Consider the following 18,955-nt stretch of genomic DNA (forward strand, 5'->3'; position numbering starts at 1 on the left):
GTTTTTAATAATAAAGTTTCGATAATTAATTTAGAAATTAACATGAATCCCTATGTTGAAGCGCCGGTTAATAGGGTAACCTAGTCCATTGCCGCCCATTTCAGGATCCCAGAGTTTAAAACGGCTGAGCGTGAATAAGTTTTCTCCGGTAAAGTAAATACGTGCACTTGTCAGATTCAGCTTTTCGGCAAACGGGAAAGTATAGCCGAATTCTACTGTTTTCAAGCGCATAAAGCTTCCTTCGCGTAACCACCATGATGATTGTACTGTATTGTTTTCTACATGATAGGTAGCCAGACGGGGCCAGAAAGCGTGCACGTTCGGATTGGTTTCGCTCCAGGAATCGCGCGCTACGATTTCAGGTGCATTCCTACGATCATAGAAGGGGGCGATTTTCGCCGGTTGGATATAAAATGATACGCGGGCATTTCCCTGGAAGAAAAACGAAAGGTCGAAATTCTTGTATCCTGCCGATAATCCGAAACCATACTGTACTTCAGGATCAGTAGGATAACCCATAGGCACCCGGTCATTGGTATTGATCACGCCATCACCATTGACATCCAGATATTTAATGTCGCCACGCATATATGCGCCGAATTCCTGTCTCGGTGAGTTGTCGATCTCCAGTTGATCTACAAAAAGCCGTTCGGCGATGTATCCCCAGGTTTGTTTGATGGGATGTCCGACATTTGAAAGGTATCTGTCGCGATAGTTCTTTTCGTCCAGCTCCAGGTACTTGTTGATGGCAAAAGTAATGTTGGCACGTCCTGTCAGCCAGAAATCGGAACCAAAGAAACGCCTGTAATCGACAGAGGCATCGAATCCCTTGGATGAGGCTTTACCCACATTACCGTGTATGGTAGTCTCAAAACCGGCAGTCGCAGGGAAATTTTCCCTGGCCATGTAGATGCTTTCCCGGAGGTCTTTGAATATGTCGAATTGGATTTTCAACGATTCATCCTTGAATAAATTGATTTCCGTCCCCAGATTATATTTTTCGGCTGTTTCCCATGATATGTCGGGATTGGAATACCTGTTGAAAGTGAATCCGGAGTATGAGCCGGAAAAAATCCGTCCCCATTGATAAAATGCTGTTCTATCTGTATTATTGACAATTTCGGAAAGATAGAAGAAGCGACTTTCCCGGTTTGCAATATTGTCATTACCCACTTTTCCATAGGTGAATTTGAATTTCAGCAGGCTGATTGTATTTTTCAATCCTTCACCCCAGAATTTTTCATTGGAAACAATCCAGCCCGCAGCGAAGGACGGGAAAAATCCAAACCGTTTTTTGCCTTGAAATTTTTCCGAACCGTTATAACCGTAGGCAAATTCTGCAAAATAACGTTTATCGTAATCGTAAGAAACACGACCTGAATTACCAAGGTTTCGTTCGGGCAGGGTTTTATAAATGGTGCCGTTGTTTCCGTCGGTCAGAATTTTCTGGCTATGAATACCTACCGTCATCAGGTCGACACTATGCTTACCCCAGGTTTTACCCCAGATAAACTGGGCTTCAAAGTAGAAGTGTGTACTGCCGTCACGCTCGCCACGTACATCGCCCAGATAAGGGACTGTATTTGGATTCAAATTATAGAGGGTATACTCGCCTGTGAACGCATCGTACTGTTCCAGCGCATAGTAGACCGGAGCATAGCTGCGGTATCCTATGGTCTTATTCCAGGTATTGGCTGAGCCTTTGAACTGGAACTTCAGGTTAGGTGTAATGAAATCCAGATCTTGCATGAGTGTGGCCTGTATGCTGATGTTGTTTTCGTTTCTTTCCTTGTATCCCTTCACCATCTGTGCAAATGGATTGACTTTTGATGGGTCAGCATTACCAAAAAGCGTCCAGCGCGTTTCTTTATTGCGTTCATCCGGCTCCCATATAGCAGGAAAATCAACTGGGTTGCTATCCATGACCATTTTGAAAAGTTCGCTAGCGTCTTCATACGGGCCGTTATACCTTTCAAAGCGGCCATAAATACGGGTATCGAGTTTGGTAGTCTTGCCCAGTTTAAACGTTACGTTGCTACGCAAATTGAAACGCTTGATATCGATGTTGTTGTTGAAATTATTCAGGTTGTCCTGATCGTCTACCTTTAACAGACCCGTTTCGTTTTCAAATCCGCCGGATACATAGTAGTTGGCGACCTGGCCGCCACCTGAAAAATTGACATTGGCTTTGGTATTAAAGGTAGCCTGTTTGAACATCTTGTCATACCAATCAATGTTCGGATAGATCATAGGGTTGTCACCGCGTTCGGTGGCCAGTATTTTTTCTTCACTGTACCATGGTGCGGTCGGCGTATCGTTGATGTTGTGAACCTGATCGTCATACCGGGAAACCAACGCCTGGTTATAAAGACGCATATATTCTACGCCATCGAGCAATTTGAGCAATTTGGTAGGTGTGGCAACATTGACATCTACACGTGCGGATATTTTTAGCTTATCGGTGTTGCCTCCTTTGGTAGTTACCGAAACGATACCGTTCGCGCCACGTGCACCATAAAGCACGGTTGCCGAAGCATCCTTCATCACGGAGAAACTTTCGATATCGTCAGTCTGAATACGGGCAAGATCATCTGCAGAAGCTTCAAAACCATCAATCAGGATGAGAGGGCTGGATGCATACCCGAAAGTAGAAACCCCGCGGACAAAGAACTGGGCATTATCTGCACCGGGTTCACCACTAGTCTGATAGGAAATCAACCCGGGAATTTTTCCTGCAAATGCGGAGGTAAGGTTTGAAGATGCAATCTGCAAATCCTTAACATTCACCGACTCAATGGAAGCTAGCACACTTTCCTTTTTTTGAGTACCGAAAGCCGTTACTACTACTTCTCCTATCTGAGCAGCTTCTTCTTTCAAAACTACGGGGATAATCCGCCGGTTTCCGATTTTTACATTTTGGGACTGAAACCCAACAAAAGAGAATTGTAATGTACTTGTGTCACTGGGAGCGTTGATTGAAAACTCACCATTCATATTGGTAGCTGTTCCCTGGGAGGTTCCCCGGATTGTTACGGAAACACCTGGTAACGGTCCTCCACCTTCATCAGTAACAGATCCGGTAATTCTAATTGACTGCGCCTGTAGCGCACATATTCCTACGATAAAAAATGCAGTGGTCAACAGCATTTTTCTCAGGTTATTTTGTTTACATTTGATAAACGTCATCATAAGTTACATTATTGTTACGTTTTTTAAATAATAATTCTCAACAACGACTCCTTGATGGGGTATCGTTGATTCATACATACACCACCCATCCGGTGCTTTTACCCGATGTAATACATTCATAATTTATTGATATTAATATAATTATAATTTATTCACATTGCAATCTCATACTCTAATAATTTGTCCTATAATATCTATGGACAACAATCAACTTCCATAAATAGATGTTGTTAATACAAAAGCTTCAGAGATGTGTTTTTTTTCATATCATTCTCGAATTGATTGAATTTCATTTGTTTTTCATAGGCCTCCTTTTTTAATAATGATTAATAAATAGTTCTTAGTATTCTAAGTCATATAGTGATTTAAAATAGCCGGGGTATAGGTACAAACGCAAAAAGGCAAACCATAAAATTTTATGGTTTGCCTTTTTGGAAAAGTAAATATATTTGTTATTTACATTCTCTCTCTCTCTCTCTCTCTCTCTCTCTCTCCAATAGGCATGCCACACCCATTGTTTCAGGGTATTTCAGAAGAAATATTTTTGAGAGTATTAACATTTTTTATGAATTTTGTCGGACAAATATACGATAATTTTTTTGAAAGCAATAAAAAAGAATAAAAAACGTAATAAAAAATAAACCTTTCTATGCAAAAATATCAACATTAGTAAATATGTGCTTGATAATAAATATATTAATACTGATTGTTTTGTTTTTGCTCTTTTTAATATCAATATAATTCATCTAAATATATAAAATATTTTGAAAATATACTTCTATAAATTGATTTGTCAAATAATTGAAATTTAGCTTGTTATGTTTTTTTTGTTTATTTCGCACCAAATGGTCCCTGAAAAAGAAACGAAAAAATAAGAAAATTACCAACATTATTGGATCGAGTCGAAATAAAAATAAACAAAATATGAAAGTGTTATTTCATGAATAGCTGAAAATGTTCAAAAAACACTTCTTTATCCTTAATGTAAATTGAAATTTATTCGAATAAATTTCTCATTTTTTTAAAGAAGGATTTATCTTCATTATCCGGATGAGGCTGAAAATTCTTTGATTGGTTTAATTTTTCAAGAATAGAGCGTTCTTCCTTTGAAGTATCTTTTGGTATCCAAACATTAACGGTGACCAACAGATCACCTTTTCCATAACCGTTCACATCTGGGATGCCTTTTCCTCTTAAACGCAATATTTTCCCCGGTTGGGTTCCCGGATCAACTTTAATTTTGGCTTTTCCGTTTACAGTGGGGATTTCAACAGTTGTTCCGGTAATCGCATCGGGAATACTTACAAACAAGGGATAAATCAGGTCGTTACCATCCCGGACCAATTCCTGGTGTGGTTCTTCTTCAATAGCCACGATCAAATCCCCATTGATTCCTCCGCGACGGGCAGCATTCCCTTTTCCGCTGACATTCAGTTGCATTCCTTCGGCTACACCAGCAGGGATTTTAACCGTAACAACTTCTTCTCCTTGTACAATGCCCTCACCATAACAAGAGGTACATTTTTTAGTGATAATTTTTCCGCTTCCGCCGCAGCTATTACATACGGACGAAGTCTGCATACGTCCAAGGATCGTGTTGGTAATCCTGGTTACTTGCCCGGTCCCGTTACAGGCAGTACAAGTTGAAAGTCCGGAATGACCTTCAGCTCCCGTACCATCGCACGATGTACAAGCAACGTACTTTTTTAATTTTAATTTTTTCTCAACGCCTTCAGCAACCTCCTGCAGGTTCATCCGCACCTTCACCCTTAAGTTACTGCCTTTACTTACCCGTTGACTTTGTCTGGAACCTCCGAATCCTCCAAAACCAAAACCTCCAATATCTCCGAAAATGTCTCCGAAATGGGAAAAAATATCATCCATAGACATACCACCGCCGCCAAACCCAGCCCCTCCGTTGACTCCGGCATGGCCAAACTGGTCATACCTGCTTTTTTTATTGTCATCGCTCAGTACTTCATAGGCTTCAGCTGCTTCCTTAAATTTTTCTTCAGCTGCATTATCTCCCGGATTTTTATCCGGATGAAATTGGATGGCCTTTTTCCGGTACGCTTTTTTTATCTCTTCTTTTGATGCAGACTTCGATACTTCTAATACTTCGTAATAATCCCTTTTTGTCATATATTATAACCCCCTGTGGTATTTATTCGTTTAAAAATGCCGTTTACTCGCCAACAACAACTTTAGGATATCGTATGATCTTATCATTTAGGGTATAACCCTTTTGTATGACATCAACCACTTTTCCTTTCATATTTTTTGTAGGAGCCGGAATTTTAGTGACAGCTTCATGGCTTTCGGGATCAAACGACTCGTTGATAGCTTTGATCTCATTCACACCATTGGCAGACAAAAAATCTTTCAGCTTATTGTATATGAGAACCATACCTTCTTTAACGGATTCCGTATCTTCTGCCTTTTCAACCGCATCCAATCCCCTTTCAAAATCGTCGACAACCGGAAGTATTTCCTTCAAAATAGATTGTCCCGCAGTTTGGATCAATTCCGTTTTTTCACGTAATGTGCGTTTACGAAAATTATCAAATTCGGCCGATAACCTTAAATATTTATCTTGTGATTCAGCTAGCTTCTGTTCTAAATCCTCTATGTATGATTCCAATTCTGCCGGATTTTCATTCTCAACACCGTCCAACTCCAGTTCAGTATCCTTCATTTCATCCATTGAGCGTTCATCTTCATTAGCGTGATCTGTCTTTGCCATTTTATATATATTGATGGTTTATTCTGAAATTCAAATATTTAAAATCATGCATATTATAGACGTAAGTCTTGCAAAAAATCTGCCAAATATAGAATTGTTAGTCATAATGTCCGATTATGACAGGTTGTAAGATGTACTTGGACAAGTTGTCAGTCAGGTCTTTTTAGAGGAACGATTCGGGCTGATTCTCTTTTCATTTTCCATAACAACAAGATGCAAACGGCAGTCATTGCAAGTGTTACAGGAATCGCACTCCATGAGGACCCGTATTCTGCAGCTTCTACCGGAATATGTCCTTTATGGGTGAGATAACCCACTATTGCGATTACAGCATTGTTGATAAAATGGGCAAAAACCGGTAGCCATATAGAGCCACTCCAGGCCAGCAGGTACCCGAACATAATACCCAGTAACCAACGGGGAAAGATTCCGTAAAATTGAAGGTGCATGGCGCTGAATAGTAGGGAAGATATGACAATTGCTATATGTATGTTCCCTGTCCACTTCACAAAGATCTTTTGGATAATACCTCTGAAAATCAGTTCTTCACCGATCGCGGGAATGAGTGCAATCATTAAGATATTGAAGAATAATCCGTATATGCTGGTCGTGGACAGAAATAAATCAGAGGCATTACGTGCGGCATCTTCACTTGAACGGAAATTCCTTTCCAGAAAGGAAAGGCTTTCAGGAAAAGAAATCTGGTCATTGAGTTTGGCCAATAAATTGATCAATGGGATGACGGTGATCATAACAAAAAGTACCATCAATAACCATCTTTTTGGAAATGGATTCCGGAATCCGAAATAAACCGTAACATTTCCTGAAAATAAATAAGCCAGAAAGAAAGCAGGAAGAATAAATAGCGTAATACCCTGCATTGTCTGTATATATCGCATCAAACCAAGATGATGGTTCATCTCGCCATTGTTCATGATAGCAATAATATCCGGCAGGGAAATCCCAACAAAAAGCGGTGCAAACAGTATTGCGATAAACATGAATAATAACGCACTTACCATCATGGTAAAAACCGTGAAAATAAGTTGGGTAAAGGGTGGTGCTTCACTGAAAAGACCTCTTCGCATTTTTGAAAATAAATGATGTATGAAAAACTTCCTGCTGTATTGACCTGTTACCAATACAACTTGTTGTTGCTTACAGAACAGAATTTCTTAATTTTGCAAAATAAAAAAACAAATTCGGTAAATGCAAATCGGTTCTATTGATTTAGGTGAGAATCCATTGTTTCTTGCACCTATGGAGGATGTCACCGATCCATCCTTCCGGTATATATGCAAGCATTTCGGTGCTGATATGATGTACACGGAATTTGTTTCATCGGATGGTTTAATCCGGGATGCAAAGAAGACTTTGAAAAAGTTGGAAATTGAAGATGCAGAGCGTCCGATCGGTATTCAGCTATATGGACATTTGCTGGATGCAATGGTTCAGGCTGCTTTAATCGCAGAAGAAGCAAAGCCCGACCTGATCGATATAAATTTTGGTTGTCCTGTGCGTAAAATTGCTACACGGGGTGCCGGTGCCGGAATGCTTTGTAATATACCATTGATGGTACAAATGACAGAAGCCATTGTCAAGGCTGTGAAATTGCCGGTATCCGTAAAAACCCGCTTAGGCTGGGATGAAGACTCGAAAAATATTGTTGACATCGCCGAGCGTCTACAGGATGTAGGAATTGCAGCCATTACTATTCATGGACGGACGAGATCACAGTTATATAAAGGTGAAGCCGACTGGACCCTGATAGGAGAGGTAAAAAATAATCCGCGCATGCGCATTCCTGTTATTGGGAATGGAGATATTACATCTGCAGAAATAGCCAAAGAAAAAATAGATCGTTACGGAGTAGATGGAATAATGATCGGGCGGGCAACATACGGGCGGCCGTGGATTTTTTCGGAAATCAAACATTATTTGAAAACCGGTGAACCCATGACTCCACTCACTATCATCCAAAAAGTAGAACTAGCCAAAATGCATTTACAAAAATCAATTGAATATAAGGGAATTCCTGTAGGTATATTTGAAATGCGCCGGCATTTATCTAATTATTTTAAAAACCTGCCTGACTTTAAACAGACCCGTATGATACTGGTTACTTCCCTCGATGTGGATGAATTGATGGAAACACTGGATAGTATCGGAAAAAGATATGGATAAATATTATTATCTCATTGATTATTGTTAATCGTATATTGGCATAATTCCGAGAATTACTGTTATGGGTAATGATGATAGAATAAAAAACAGACAGTACGATCAAATCATACTGTCTGTTTTTTATTCTGCTTCTCTTGTTTAAGCAGTAATGCTTTGTGAGGAAATTTACCTCATCCGTAATTATCCGAATGAAGAAATATAATACTGGCGGTTTAACCGGGCAATATTGGTGATCTTGATTTCTTTCGGACATTCAGCTTCACAGGCACCTGTGTTGGTACAACTACCGAATCCCAGTTCATCCATCTTCGATACCATTTTTGCAACACGTTCTCTTCTTTCAACTCTACCTTGCGGCAATAAAGCAAGCTGGGAGACCTTTGCCGAAACAAACAACATAGCTGATGCGTTTTTACATGCAGCAACACAGGCACCACAACCGATACAGGCTGCTGCATCCATAGCCAGGTCTGCGTTCTTCTTCGGGATTGGAATGGCATTTCCGTCCGGGATTCCACCGGTATTTACAGATACATAACCGCCTGCCTGGATGATTTTGTCAAAAGCATTACGGTCGACCACCAGGTCTTTAATTACCGGAAATGCTTTCGAACGCCAGGGTTCGATCCAGATGGTATCGCCATCTTTAAAGCGACGCATATGTAATTGGCAGGTGGTAATTCCGGTATCATTACCATGAGGACGTCCATTGATGAACAGACTGCACATACCGCAAATCCCTTCACGACAGTCGTGATCGAAGCAAACCGGTTTTTCGATTTTGTCCACCAACTGTTCATTCAGGATATCCAACATTTCGAGGAATGAACAATCCTGCGAAATATTTTCCAATTGGTAGGTTTTGAATTCACCTTTGGCTTTGGCATTTTCTTGACGCCATATTTTTAATGTCAGATTAAGACCTTTTTTTTCCATCTTATGACTGATTATTGATTATCGATTTTTGATTATTGATGTTCTGACAGGCGGTTTTACGTGAACTGATAAAGATCGAAGTCAACTCCTTACCTTCATTTAAAAGCTGATCCACTTTTTCTTTAGGTAACAATTGTTCATCAATGATAAATTCCATCCAAAAACATGTTTCATCTACTTCTTCAATTACAATTGCAAGTTTTGCAATAAACGTATTTTTTGATTGTGCCAGGCAGACCGCCCTGTAATTTGCTGCTACTGATGTTGCCGATCGAATAAGTTGTTTATTTATATGAAGTCCTAAAACATTCTCCGGTAAGTTGAAAGACAACTTTACACATCGATGTGCGAATGATTTGGTTCTTTGTTTTAGTTCATCTTGTTTACTAACCATTCAATATGCAATTATCAATAAGCAATTATCAATTATTTATAATTCCGTTGTGCTACTTTTATCTCTTCATATTTCAGCGGCTCCTTATGCAAGATCGGTTCTTTGTCATCACCGGTATATTCCCAACATGAAACATACATGAACTTATCATCCTGACGTAAGGCTTCACCTTCCGGTGTTTGATATTCTTCCCTGAAATGCCCGCCGCAGGATTCTTCCCGGAGCAATCCGTCACGGGCCATCAATTCGCCTAATTCCAGATGGTCTGCCGTACGAAGCGCCTTTTCCAGTTCCGGATTAAATTCATCTGTAGAACCGGTGACACGGACATCTTCCCAGAATTCTTTGCGAATGGCTTTTATTTCTTCCATTGCTTCTTTCAGGCCTTTTGCATTACGTGCCATGCCTACTTTTTCCCACATGACATGCCCGAGTTTTTTCTGGAAGTAATCAACTGAATGTTTACCTTTGATGTTCATCAACTTATTGATCTTTTCTTCGACAGATTTTTTGGCATCTTCAAATTCAGGAAGATCGGTTGAAAACCTTGGCGTACGGATTTCATCCGAGAGATAATTCTGGATAGTGTACGGAAGGACAAAATACCCATCAGCTAATCCCTGCATCAATGCAGATGCCCCAAGACGGTTGGCTCCATGATCCGAGAAATTTGCTTCACCGGCAGCAAACAAGCCGGGAATGGTGGTCTGTAACTCATAATCCACCCAAATTCCACCCATCGAATAATGGATGGCCGGATAAATCATCATAGGTGTTTCATATGGATTGTCATCCACAATCTTTTCATACATCTGGAAAAGATTACCGTAACGCGCTTCTATGACACTTTTGCCTAACCGATCGATGGCTGAAGCAAAGTCAAGGTACACAGCCAATCCTGTTTCTCCGACACCAAATCCGGCATCGCAACGCTCTTTAGCCGCACGGGAAGCCACATCACGGGGAACCAGGTTTCCAAAAGCCGGGTAACGACGTTCCAGATAGTAATCCCTGTCATCTTCCTTAATTTGTGTCGGTTTCAGTTTCCCGGCACGAATTGCTTCTGCATCTTCTTTTTTCTTGGGAACCCAGATACGACCGTCATTCCTCAACGATTCGGACATTAGGGTCAGTTTTGACTGATAATCGCCGTGAACCGGAATACAGGTCGGATGTATCTGTACGTAACATGGATTTCCGAATGCCGCACCACGCTTGTAACATTGCCAGTCTGCACTACCGTTTGACCCCATGGCATTGGTCGATAAAAAGAAAACGTTTCCGTAACCACCTGTAGCAATGACAACGGCATGGGCGGAATATTTTTCAAGTTCTCCAGTGATCAGATTACGTGCGATGATACCACGAGCCTTTCCGTCAACAACGACGACATCCATCATTTCGCGGCGGGTGAACATTTTCACGGAACCTTTTTCGATCTGACGGCTCAATGCACTGTAAGCACCTAGTAACAATTGCTGTCCTGTTTGTCCGCGGGCATAAAATGTACGGCTTACCTGTGCTCCTCCAAATGAACGGTTATCCAATAATCCTCCGTAATCACGGGCGAAAGGAACTCCCTGTGCCACACATTGGTCTATAATATTGTTCGATACTTCCGCCAAGCGGTATACGTTGGCTTCACGGGCACGATAGTCACCGCCTTTGATCGTATCGTAGAAAAGACGGTAAATAGAGTCTCCGTCATTTTGATAATTTTTGGCAGCATTGATACCACCCTGGGCAGCTATTGAATGTGCCCGGCGCGGACTATCCTGTATACAGAAATTAAGTACATTAAATCCCATTTCACCGCAACTGGCAGCTGCAGCCGCTCCTGCCAGGCCGGTTCCTACAATGATAATATCCAGTTTTCTTTTATTGGCCGGATTTACCAGGTTCTGGTGTGCTTTATAATTGGTCCATTTTTGGGCTAAAGGCCCTTCAGGTATTTTAGATTCTAACTTCATGGTCATTTTAAATTTTTGATTTTGATTCTTATTCTTGATTGTCGATGTCATTGAAAATGATCAATCAAAAATTATTTTCCTCCTAATAAAAAATAAATGGGAATAACGGCAAAACCAACAGGTATGGCCACCGAATAAATATAACCAACCCATTTAATGATCGGTGTATATGTCGGATGACTCCAACCAATTGTCCTGAATGCACTCTGAAAACCATGTATCAGATGAAAAGCCAACAAGATCATAAAGCCTATATACATGAAGCAATAAACTTTATTGGCAAACACATAACGGGCTATATCATAAAAATTATGATTGGCTTCCGTATCAGTAGCTTCATAAGCTCCGATCCCGATAGCAGCCGGGTCAAATATGCCTAGCTTATAAAAATAAAAATCTGTAAAGTGTATACAAAAGAATATGAATATAATACCACCTGTCCAAATCATATACTTCGAGAAAAATGAAGTCTGTGAATGATTTGTTTTCGCATAACGGACAGGACGCGAAAGCCAGTTTTTTATTTGTAGGAACAAGCCCAAAAGTATGTGTAGTGCAATACTACCAAACAGGACAACTTCCATGACCTTTACAGGTGCGGTACTCATGATCCATACCCCTGTGTCAAAATAACTCCGGTCGGGGAGTAACAATAACAGGTTAATAGACATGTGCAATACCAGAAAAAGACACAGAAATAACCCTACAAGCGCCATCCAGAATTTTTTTCCGACGGACGAGGTAAAGATATTACTCATAAACGATTGATTTTTAATTACTCTGATTATACTTAATTTCTTATAATAAGGCGCAAAGGTATTGGGTTATTTAACGATTTGCAACATTTTTCCCATATATTTTTTAATTTTAGAAGTATTCTAAATTGAATATTTTTTTGAAAATGTTTTTCTTAATACGATGTGGAAAATATGTTTTTCCGACATTTACAACCGGCATTTATCTTTATCTTTGTTTTTATTATCTGTGAATGATTAAATCGTATGATCCAACAAAATAAAAAGAAGATCGGCATCATTGGTTACCGTTCTGAAGATGGCTCTGTTTTCGGTGCAGGAAGCAATTATCTGGAACTGATTTCGCGTTTTGGAAAACCGTATATTATCTTTCCCGACGATGAACTTGCGGAGATAGATCTGTTAATTCTTCCCGGTGGATTAGATATCGCACCTCAGTCATTTGGGGAGTATCCAACGTTCAAAACCGGAAACCAGGACGTTTTCAAGCAATTTTTTTTCGAAAAGCATCTTCCCCGGTATATCGATAATAATGTGCCTATATTCGGTATTTGCCTGGGGTTTCAGATGCTGGCGGTTTATTTCGGTTCGAAAATGGAACAACATCTCTGGCGGCATCCGCAAAGCGTTGGTAGAAGCGTTGCCGCACATATTGTCGAACCGCTTCCACATGCTGGCGGTTTCGCTACACATTCCTTTGATGTCAATTCCCATCACCACCAGGGAGTTTTGCTCACAGGTTTATCCTCAGAGTTAGAACCATTAGCGGTAGCTCAACTTGATCCATATTCGGATGAGATGCTGGTGGAAGCATTCCGCCACAGGACTAAACCGATTATGGCTGTACAGTGGCATCCTGAGGAATGGATGGACAATTTTACCTGTAATGTAATAGAATATCTTCTAAAATCGGAGTGACGTTTTTAGAAAAAAGTTGTTTTTTGTATTTTTGTGCGATTTTTTAAATAAACAACACATTATCAATATGTCAGGACATAGTAAGTGGTCGACCATTAAGAGAAAAAAAGGTGCATTGGATCAAAAACGTTCAAAAATTTTTTCCCGGATTATCAAGGAAATTACTGTAGCAGTGAAGGAAAGCGGTCCCGACCCGGATGGTAATCCCCGGTTACGTCTGGCCCTGAATAATGCCAAAGGGGCCAACATGCCGAAAGACAATATAGCACGTGCCTTGAATAAAGCCAAAGATACGGAAGCTTTACAGGAAATTACTTATGAAGGTTATGCTCCGAATGGAATTGCTGTGTTTATTGAATGCCTGACGGACAATAACCAACGTACATTGGGAAACATCCGTGCAATATTCAACAAAAGAGGAGGAAGTCTAGGTACTAATGGTTCAGTGGCATTCATGTTTGAACGTAAAGGTATCATCACTGTTCCTAAAGGTTCATTGGATGCGGATGAATTTCAACTGGAAATTATTGATGCCGGAGTGGATGATTTTGAAGTACAGGATGATGTGTTTGTGATTACTACTTCCCTTGAAAATTTTGCTTCTGTGCAAAAAAGACTGGAAGAAATGGGAATTGACGCGGAGAATGCTGAATTACAGCGTATACCTACTGAAACAAAAAACCTGGATACAGAAGATGGTGTAAAAGTTCTTAAAATAATAGAGCTCATTGAAGACGATGACGATGTCCAGAATGTATTTCATAACCTGGAAGTTACTGATGAAATGATCGAAAAAATGGAATCATAGCATACGGTTTTTTATTTAATAAAATATTTTTTTTGATAAAAAGTTGCATTTTTTTGATAAAAAACGCAACTTTTTTGTGATTCATACGTATATATTAATACACGCAGAAGTATTGACATTAAAATATTAGTAACATGTTAACCTCAAAAATCTGAGTTATGAATACGGATCAAAAAAATGCAAAAAGTAAGATCTCGGCTCAGTTCATGAGTGGGGGATCGAGTACGAAGAGCCCTTCCCGTAAAAAAGTGGAAGAAAGTGTAAGAATGGGCGGGTATGAAGTGAGTTTCAAATGCAATAAAATAATCAATAAAGAAACTCAAGAGCCTATGTCCGGACACAGCGAGTTCTGGATTGGATAATCAAAGCTGATTATCTGATAGTTTAAAAGTATTGGCTTCAAATTTAAGATCAATGATTCTATAACAAAAGCCTGATATATCTTAAAAAGGAAAATAGGTAGGTTATTGCTGTTTTCCTTTTTTTGTTTTTACATGCTACATGATTTATCCGGAATAGGTAAAAGCATTACCTTTGTACAAACATTATCCATGGAAAATTTTCTTTTTTCGATCAATACAGTCGCTCCGCTATTTATTTTAATTTCAGCCGGATACATTGCCCGCCAAATCAATTTCATTTCCGATCAATTTCTTTCTGAAGCCAATAAGTTTGTTTTTAAACTTTTACTGCCATTAATGCTGTTTGAAAATATCCGGGTTACATTTCATGGCGAATTTACTAATATTCGTTTGATATTTTCTGCCCTGATCGGAGTTGCGCTGGTTATTGCCATATCATCATTTGTGGTTCCCTTGTTCGTGAAACGGAACGGACAACGGGGAAGTATGATACAAGGTATTTACCGAAGTAATTTTCTGATATACGGTATGCCTTTGGCAACAGGGATGTATGGTCAAAGTGCGGCACAATCCATTTCTATGTCGATGGGCATCATGATACCTTTTTATAATGTAGCGGCAGTCATTATTTTAACTTTTTTCTCGGAAAATCGTAAAAAATCGATTTCAGCTATTGGTCTTCTTAAAGGTATTTTTACGAATCCTCTTATTTTGGGGTGTCTTGCCGGATTATTGTTCGGGTTGTTGCCTGTTACTATACCGACTGCTATTGAAAAACCGATCTCCGGTCTGGCAGGAGCAGCATCTCCTCTTGCTTTGTTTCTGATGGGAGGGGAGTTTAAATTCAGAAGATTAAGTAATAACTTGTATAAAGTAATCTGGGTTACCGTTGCACGTTTGATCATTGTTCCGTCTGTTGCCATGGCAGCTTTTATTATGATGGGATTCCGTGAGGTCGATTTAAGTGTGCTATTGTGCATTTTTGCCACGCCGACAGCAGTGAGTAGTTATATTATGGCCAATAACATGGGATGTGACGGGGAATTGTCCGCCCAGATTGTTGTTTTGACAACTGTTTCATCCAGTTTGACCATTTTCTTTTTCATCTTTGCATTAAGGGGTATGGGAGTATTGTAAAAAACGTAATATTTAATCCATTATATTTTTTACTTTTGCCTTTTTCTAAGAAGTTAAACCATTCATTTTAATGTGGCATTATTCGTATGAGTGTTACCGATTCTGAGCTTTTACACATTGTCAATATCATTCGTTCGGTATCAAGATATGATTTTTGTAATTACTCCGAAAAATCTTTAAAACGCCGTTTTTCGAAAGTTTTATTGGATTATCGGATAACTGTGCCTGAATTAGTACACCGGATAAGAACAGAACCAGGTTTTATTGAAGAGGTGGTGAAGAAAATTACAGTGAATACGACCGAGATGTTTCGTGATCCTCAAACCTGGATTGACTTGAGGGATTCCGTATTGCTGGAACTTTCCCGAAAAGAACATATCAGCATCTGGCATGCAGGGTGTTCAACAGGGCAGGAAGTGTATTCGATGATTATTCTGCTTAATGAGATGGGTATCCTTGATAAGACAAGTATATATGCATCGGATCTTAATGCAGATGTTATTGAGATCGCTAAAAAAGGAATATACAAATATAAATTCAATATTAGTTATCTGGATAATTTCGATAAAGTCATCAGGGCTGATAACAAGGATTATCCGAAGATAGTGAAAGATGTTTCTTACCGGAAATATTTTGAAATAGATCAGATGAAAGATACCATCAGTATCCATCCTTCCCTATTGAAGGTACCGGTATTTGCCAAGCAAGACCTGGTCAATGATCCTAATATTTTCGATATCAAATTTGATTTGATCTTGTGCCGGAATGTGATTATTTACTTTAACTATAACCTTCAAAATAAAGTTTTTGATTTGTTTTATAAAAATCTATATGATCATGCTTTTTTACTGCTGGGGGCACATGAGAGCATACTTGGTCCGTTTTCAACAAAATTTGAGAAAAAGGGTTCTCATTATGAGAAAAGATAATCAAAAGTATTCGATGAAAAGTGAAATGCTTTTGCATTTTTTCGTTTTTTTGTTGTGGAAAACTTTTTATGTAAAAGTTGTTTGGGTATATTTAGAATGATATATATTTGTCATCATTCTTATTCGCCGTTTAAGCAATAAGTAAGTGATTCAATAAAAGTACAAAAGTTCCTTAATATGAAGAAATTATATTTGTTTTTAGGGTTGGTGCTGGTGTACAGTTTAATGGCACTATCCATGAATCATAAGGTTTCGAAAGAAAAATTGAAAGGAAGATGGAGGGTAGAGGTAGCTGAGGCACCTGAAGGGTATCGTGATTATATTGTTGATATCAAAGATGTAGAAGGTATATACAAAATTGATATTCTTTTTGTGGAAGCCAATAAAAAAGTAGCCGATCAGGCATTAAGTATCAAGGAAAATAAGATACTGTCCACAAAAATAAATGTTAGCGGAGAAGAAGTAGAAGTTTCTTTGTGGTCGGAAAAAGAAAATGTCAAAGGAATTGCCGATACTTCGATGGGAAAATTACCCATCGAGTTTACACGGATACAAGATAACGAATAATTTTCCACATAACTTGAACCTAAAACATATGAAAACAATTAGTTACATTTTTATTGCTGCTGTTTTACTGTCAGCATGTCAAAGTAAACAAAATACACTCACCGAAGCCGAGAAAAAGGATGGGTGGAAGTTGTTGTTTGATGGAGAGACCCTGAACGGATGGAAAGATTATAATGGTAAGACATTGACCCAACCTTGGCATGTAGTGAAGGGATGTATCCAGGCTAAAGGGGAGGGCAGTGATGAAAGCGGTTATATTGTTACCGACAAACAGTATGAAAATTTTGAACTTTCCTGGGATTGGAAATTATCGAAAGGTGGTAACAGCGGTATGTTGTATCATGTAGTAGAACGTCCGCAGTTTGCTGTTCCTTATGTTACCGGCCCTGAATACCAATTGATAGATGAGGAGAATTTCCCTGAACCATTGGAAGAGTGGCAAAAACTGGGTGTGGATTATGCCATGTATTTGCCTGATAAATCCCTGATGAAAGTGAACCCACAAGGACAATGGAACAATTCCAAGATCGTATTTGATAACGGACATGTGGAACATTGGCTGAATGGTGTAAAAATACTGGAGTTTGAGGCATGGTCGGATGACTGGCATGTTCGTAAGAACAGTGGAAAATGGACCAACGCTCCTGAGTACGGATTGGCAAAAAAAGGTGTGATTTGTTTACAGGATCATGGTTATCCGGCTTCATTCCGTAATATAAAAATCAAGGAGCTTCCCAGAAAGACAAAAGAAGTGAATCTCTTCAACGGGGTTGATCTGAAAGGATGGGAAGTATACGGGACAGAACTTTGGTATGTGAAAGACGGATTACTGGTATGTGAAAGCGGTCCGGATAAAAAATATGGATACCTTGCTACACGGGATTATTATAATGATTTTGATCTCACAGTGGAATTTAAACAGGAAGCCGATGGAAACTCAGGCGTTTTCATCCGGTCATTTATTGAAAAAGATGTAAAAGTAAACGGATGGCAGGTGGAAGTAGCTCCCAAAGGCCACGGTACCGGTGGTATTTATGAATCATACGGGCGCAACTGGCTGATTCAGATTCCTAAGGAAAAAGAAGAATTCCTGAAAGTAAAGGATTGGAATACGCTTCGCATCAAGGTGCAGGGTGACCAGGTAACTACCTGGCTGAACGGAAATGAGATGGTTAACCTTAAAGATGAGAAGATTGGCGCCGGACAAGGCCGTATTGCCCTTCAGATACACGATGGCGGAGGTATTAAGGTACTCTGGAGAAATTTGAAATTGAAAGAACTTTAATACATATGTGTTGGATGTACGGAAACTAAACTCCAATACAGATGATTTATTACCTAACAGGTTTTACACCTGTTAGGTTTCTTTTTATAAAAGCGATGGTATGGATTATAGTATAAAGGAAGTAGCTCATGTTGTTAATGGGGAATTAACCGGAGACGATGAAATAATGATCAGGCATGTGCTAACAGACAGCCGTTCATTACTGTATCCTGCAGATACATTATTTTTCGCCATTCCCGGGAAACGAAACGATGGACACCACTATATCATAGATCTATATAGGCAAGGGGTGCAGTGTTTTGTAATCAGCTATTTTCCGGATAATTACCGGGAAGACCTTCCGAATGCCACGTTTATCCGGGTAAAGCATGTATTACACGCTTTACAGCAATTGGCCGCACAACACCGGCGTCGTTTCCTGACACCTGTGATCGGTATCACGGGAAGTAATGGAAAGACAGTGGTTAAAGAATGGATATTCCAGGCCATCCATCAGGAAAAGAACATTGTCCGTAGCCCTAAAAGCTATAATTCACAGGTTGGCGTTCCGTTATCAGTCTGCTTGATGGATGAGAAACATGATCTGGCTATTTTTGAAGCAGGTATTTCCCATCCCGGAGAAATGGATCGTTTGCAGGGAATGATCATGCCTGATATCGGTATTTTTACTCATTTGGGTGAAGCACATCAGGAAAACTTCGCAACAAAACATGAAAAAGCGCTTGAAAAGTTACAGCTTTTCCGGAAATGCCGCACAGTCATCTATAACCGAGATTGT

The 18,955-nt window shown here is 39.6% G+C and carries 17 protein-coding genes; 9 read left to right on the forward strand and 8 right to left on the reverse strand.

The features are described from left to right. Window positions 1-30: 30 nt before the first annotated feature. From LBQ60_15165 to LBQ60_15180, 4 genes are all read right to left on the reverse strand, one after another. Window positions 31-3,189, reverse strand: coding sequence for a TonB-dependent receptor (locus LBQ60_15165; GenBank protein ID MDR2039261.1), 3,159 nt, complete (start codon window positions 3,187-3,189; stop codon window positions 31-33). A 996-nt stretch (window positions 3,190-4,185) separates the two neighbouring features. Beyond that, on the reverse strand, window positions 4,186-5,331 hold the full coding sequence (dnaJ, locus tag LBQ60_15170; protein MDR2039262.1) for a molecular chaperone DnaJ: 1,146 nt from the start codon (window positions 5,329-5,331) through the stop codon (window positions 4,186-4,188). A gap of 43 nt (window positions 5,332-5,374) precedes the next feature. Next, window positions 5,375-5,932, reverse strand: a complete 558-nt coding sequence (gene grpE / locus LBQ60_15175) for a nucleotide exchange factor GrpE (protein MDR2039263.1) — start codon at window positions 5,930-5,932, stop codon at window positions 5,375-5,377. Between the two features lie 149 nt (window positions 5,933-6,081). Further along, window positions 6,082-7,020, reverse strand: coding sequence for a CPBP family intramembrane metalloprotease (locus tag LBQ60_15180; protein MDR2039264.1), 939 nt, complete (start codon window positions 7,018-7,020; stop codon window positions 6,082-6,084). 121 nt (window positions 7,021-7,141) lie between these two features. On the opposite strand from LBQ60_15180, the gene dusB reads away from it, so the two are divergent. Next, a complete protein-coding gene (dusB, locus tag LBQ60_15185; protein MDR2039265.1) occupies window positions 7,142-8,116 on the forward strand; it encodes a tRNA dihydrouridine synthase DusB in 975 nt (324 codons plus the stop codon). Window positions 8,117-8,296: 180 nt separating this feature from the next. On the opposite strand, the gene LBQ60_15190 is transcribed toward dusB, so the two are convergent. From LBQ60_15190 to LBQ60_15205, 4 genes are all read right to left on the reverse strand, one after another. After that, on the reverse strand, window positions 8,297-9,052 hold the full coding sequence (locus LBQ60_15190; protein ID MDR2039266.1) for a succinate dehydrogenase/fumarate reductase iron-sulfur subunit: 756 nt from the start codon (window positions 9,050-9,052) through the stop codon (window positions 8,297-8,299). 1 nt (window position 9,053) lies between these two features. Then, window positions 9,054-9,446, reverse strand: a complete 393-nt coding sequence (locus tag LBQ60_15195) for a four helix bundle protein (GenBank protein ID MDR2039267.1) — start codon at window positions 9,444-9,446, stop codon at window positions 9,054-9,056. 32 nt (window positions 9,447-9,478) lie between these two features. After that, window positions 9,479-11,422 (reverse strand): fumarate reductase/succinate dehydrogenase flavoprotein subunit, encoded by a 1,944-nt coding sequence (locus LBQ60_15200; GenBank protein ID MDR2039268.1) that lies wholly within the window; start codon window positions 11,420-11,422, stop codon window positions 9,479-9,481. A 65-nt stretch (window positions 11,423-11,487) separates the two neighbouring features. Further along, window positions 11,488-12,174 carry a succinate dehydrogenase cytochrome b subunit gene (locus tag LBQ60_15205; GenBank protein MDR2039269.1) on the reverse strand — a complete coding sequence of 229 codons (687 nt, stop codon included), beginning with the start codon at window positions 12,172-12,174 and terminating at the stop codon, window positions 11,488-11,490. Between the two features lie 243 nt (window positions 12,175-12,417). On the opposite strand from LBQ60_15205, the gene LBQ60_15210 reads away from it, so the two are divergent. From LBQ60_15210 to LBQ60_15245, 8 genes are all read left to right on the forward strand, one after another. Then, on the forward strand, window positions 12,418-13,089 hold the full coding sequence (locus LBQ60_15210; GenBank protein MDR2039270.1) for a gamma-glutamyl-gamma-aminobutyrate hydrolase family protein: 672 nt from the start codon (window positions 12,418-12,420) through the stop codon (window positions 13,087-13,089). A 67-nt stretch (window positions 13,090-13,156) separates the two neighbouring features. Further along, window positions 13,157-13,897 carry a YebC/PmpR family DNA-binding transcriptional regulator gene (locus LBQ60_15215; protein ID MDR2039271.1) on the forward strand — a complete coding sequence of 247 codons (741 nt, stop codon included), beginning with the start codon at window positions 13,157-13,159 and terminating at the stop codon, window positions 13,895-13,897. Between the two features lie 158 nt (window positions 13,898-14,055). Then, window positions 14,056-14,259 (forward strand): hypothetical protein, encoded by a 204-nt coding sequence (locus tag LBQ60_15220; protein ID MDR2039272.1) that lies wholly within the window; start codon window positions 14,056-14,058, stop codon window positions 14,257-14,259. Window positions 14,260-14,448: 189 nt separating this feature from the next. Then, on the forward strand, window positions 14,449-15,396 hold the full coding sequence (locus LBQ60_15225) for an AEC family transporter (protein MDR2039273.1): 948 nt from the start codon (window positions 14,449-14,451) through the stop codon (window positions 15,394-15,396). A 221-nt stretch (window positions 15,397-15,617) separates the two neighbouring features. Beyond that, window positions 15,618-16,325 (forward strand): hypothetical protein, encoded by a 708-nt coding sequence (locus tag LBQ60_15230; GenBank protein MDR2039274.1) that lies wholly within the window; start codon window positions 15,618-15,620, stop codon window positions 16,323-16,325. Between the two features lie 177 nt (window positions 16,326-16,502). Beyond that, window positions 16,503-16,892 (forward strand): hypothetical protein, encoded by a 390-nt coding sequence (locus LBQ60_15235; GenBank protein ID MDR2039275.1) that lies wholly within the window; start codon window positions 16,503-16,505, stop codon window positions 16,890-16,892. Window positions 16,893-16,920: 28 nt separating this feature from the next. After that, complete coding sequence (locus LBQ60_15240) at window positions 16,921-18,177, forward strand: DUF1080 domain-containing protein (GenBank protein MDR2039276.1); 1,257 nt, start codon at window positions 16,921-16,923, stop codon at window positions 18,175-18,177. 100 nt (window positions 18,178-18,277) lie between these two features. Then, window positions 18,278-18,955, forward strand: a 678-nt coding sequence (locus LBQ60_15245) for a Mur ligase domain-containing protein (GenBank protein ID MDR2039277.1), incomplete at its 3' end; no start/stop codon positions are given.

Source organism: Bacteroidales bacterium, assembly GCA_031275285.1.
Taxonomy (GTDB): domain Bacteria; phylum Bacteroidota; class Bacteroidia; order Bacteroidales; family UBA4181; genus JAIRLS01.

What these genes read in the sequence shown, in the direction of transcription:
- dusB (MDR2039265.1), top strand. Translation starts at nt 7,142, where the DNA reads ATGCAAATCGGTTCTATTGATTTAGGTGAGAATCCATTGTTTCTTGCA.
- LBQ60_15215 (MDR2039271.1), top strand. Translation starts at nt 13,157, where the DNA reads ATGTCAGGACATAGTAAGTGGTCGACCATTAAGAGAAAAAAAGGTGCA.
- LBQ60_15190 (MDR2039266.1), bottom strand. Translation starts at nt 9,052, where the DNA reads ATGGAAAAAAAAGGTCTTAATCTGACATTAAAAATATGGCGTCAAGAA.
- LBQ60_15180 (MDR2039264.1), bottom strand. Translation starts at nt 7,020, where the DNA reads ATGCGAAGAGGTCTTTTCAGTGAAGCACCACCCTTTACCCAACTTATT.
- LBQ60_15225 (MDR2039273.1), top strand. Translation starts at nt 14,449, where the DNA reads ATGGAAAATTTTCTTTTTTCGATCAATACAGTCGCTCCGCTATTTATT.
- LBQ60_15205 (MDR2039269.1), bottom strand. Translation starts at nt 12,174, where the DNA reads ATGAGTAATATCTTTACCTCGTCCGTCGGAAAAAAATTCTGGATGGCG.
- LBQ60_15210 (MDR2039270.1), top strand. Translation starts at nt 12,418, where the DNA reads ATGATCCAACAAAATAAAAAGAAGATCGGCATCATTGGTTACCGTTCT.
- dnaJ (MDR2039262.1), bottom strand. Translation starts at nt 5,331, where the DNA reads ATGACAAAAAGGGATTATTACGAAGTATTAGAAGTATCGAAGTCTGCA.
- LBQ60_15165 (MDR2039261.1), bottom strand. Translation starts at nt 3,189, where the DNA reads ATGATGACGTTTATCAAATGTAAACAAAATAACCTGAGAAAAATGCTG.
- grpE (MDR2039263.1), bottom strand. Translation starts at nt 5,932, where the DNA reads ATGGCAAAGACAGATCACGCTAATGAAGATGAACGCTCAATGGATGAA.
- LBQ60_15195 (MDR2039267.1), bottom strand. Translation starts at nt 9,446, where the DNA reads ATGGTTAGTAAACAAGATGAACTAAAACAAAGAACCAAATCATTCGCA.
- LBQ60_15200 (MDR2039268.1), bottom strand. Translation starts at nt 11,422, where the DNA reads ATGACCATGAAGTTAGAATCTAAAATACCTGAAGGGCCTTTAGCCCAA.
- LBQ60_15220 (MDR2039272.1), top strand. Translation starts at nt 14,056, where the DNA reads ATGAATACGGATCAAAAAAATGCAAAAAGTAAGATCTCGGCTCAGTTC.
- LBQ60_15240 (MDR2039276.1), top strand. Translation starts at nt 16,921, where the DNA reads ATGAAAACAATTAGTTACATTTTTATTGCTGCTGTTTTACTGTCAGCA.
- LBQ60_15235 (MDR2039275.1), top strand. Translation starts at nt 16,503, where the DNA reads ATGAAGAAATTATATTTGTTTTTAGGGTTGGTGCTGGTGTACAGTTTA.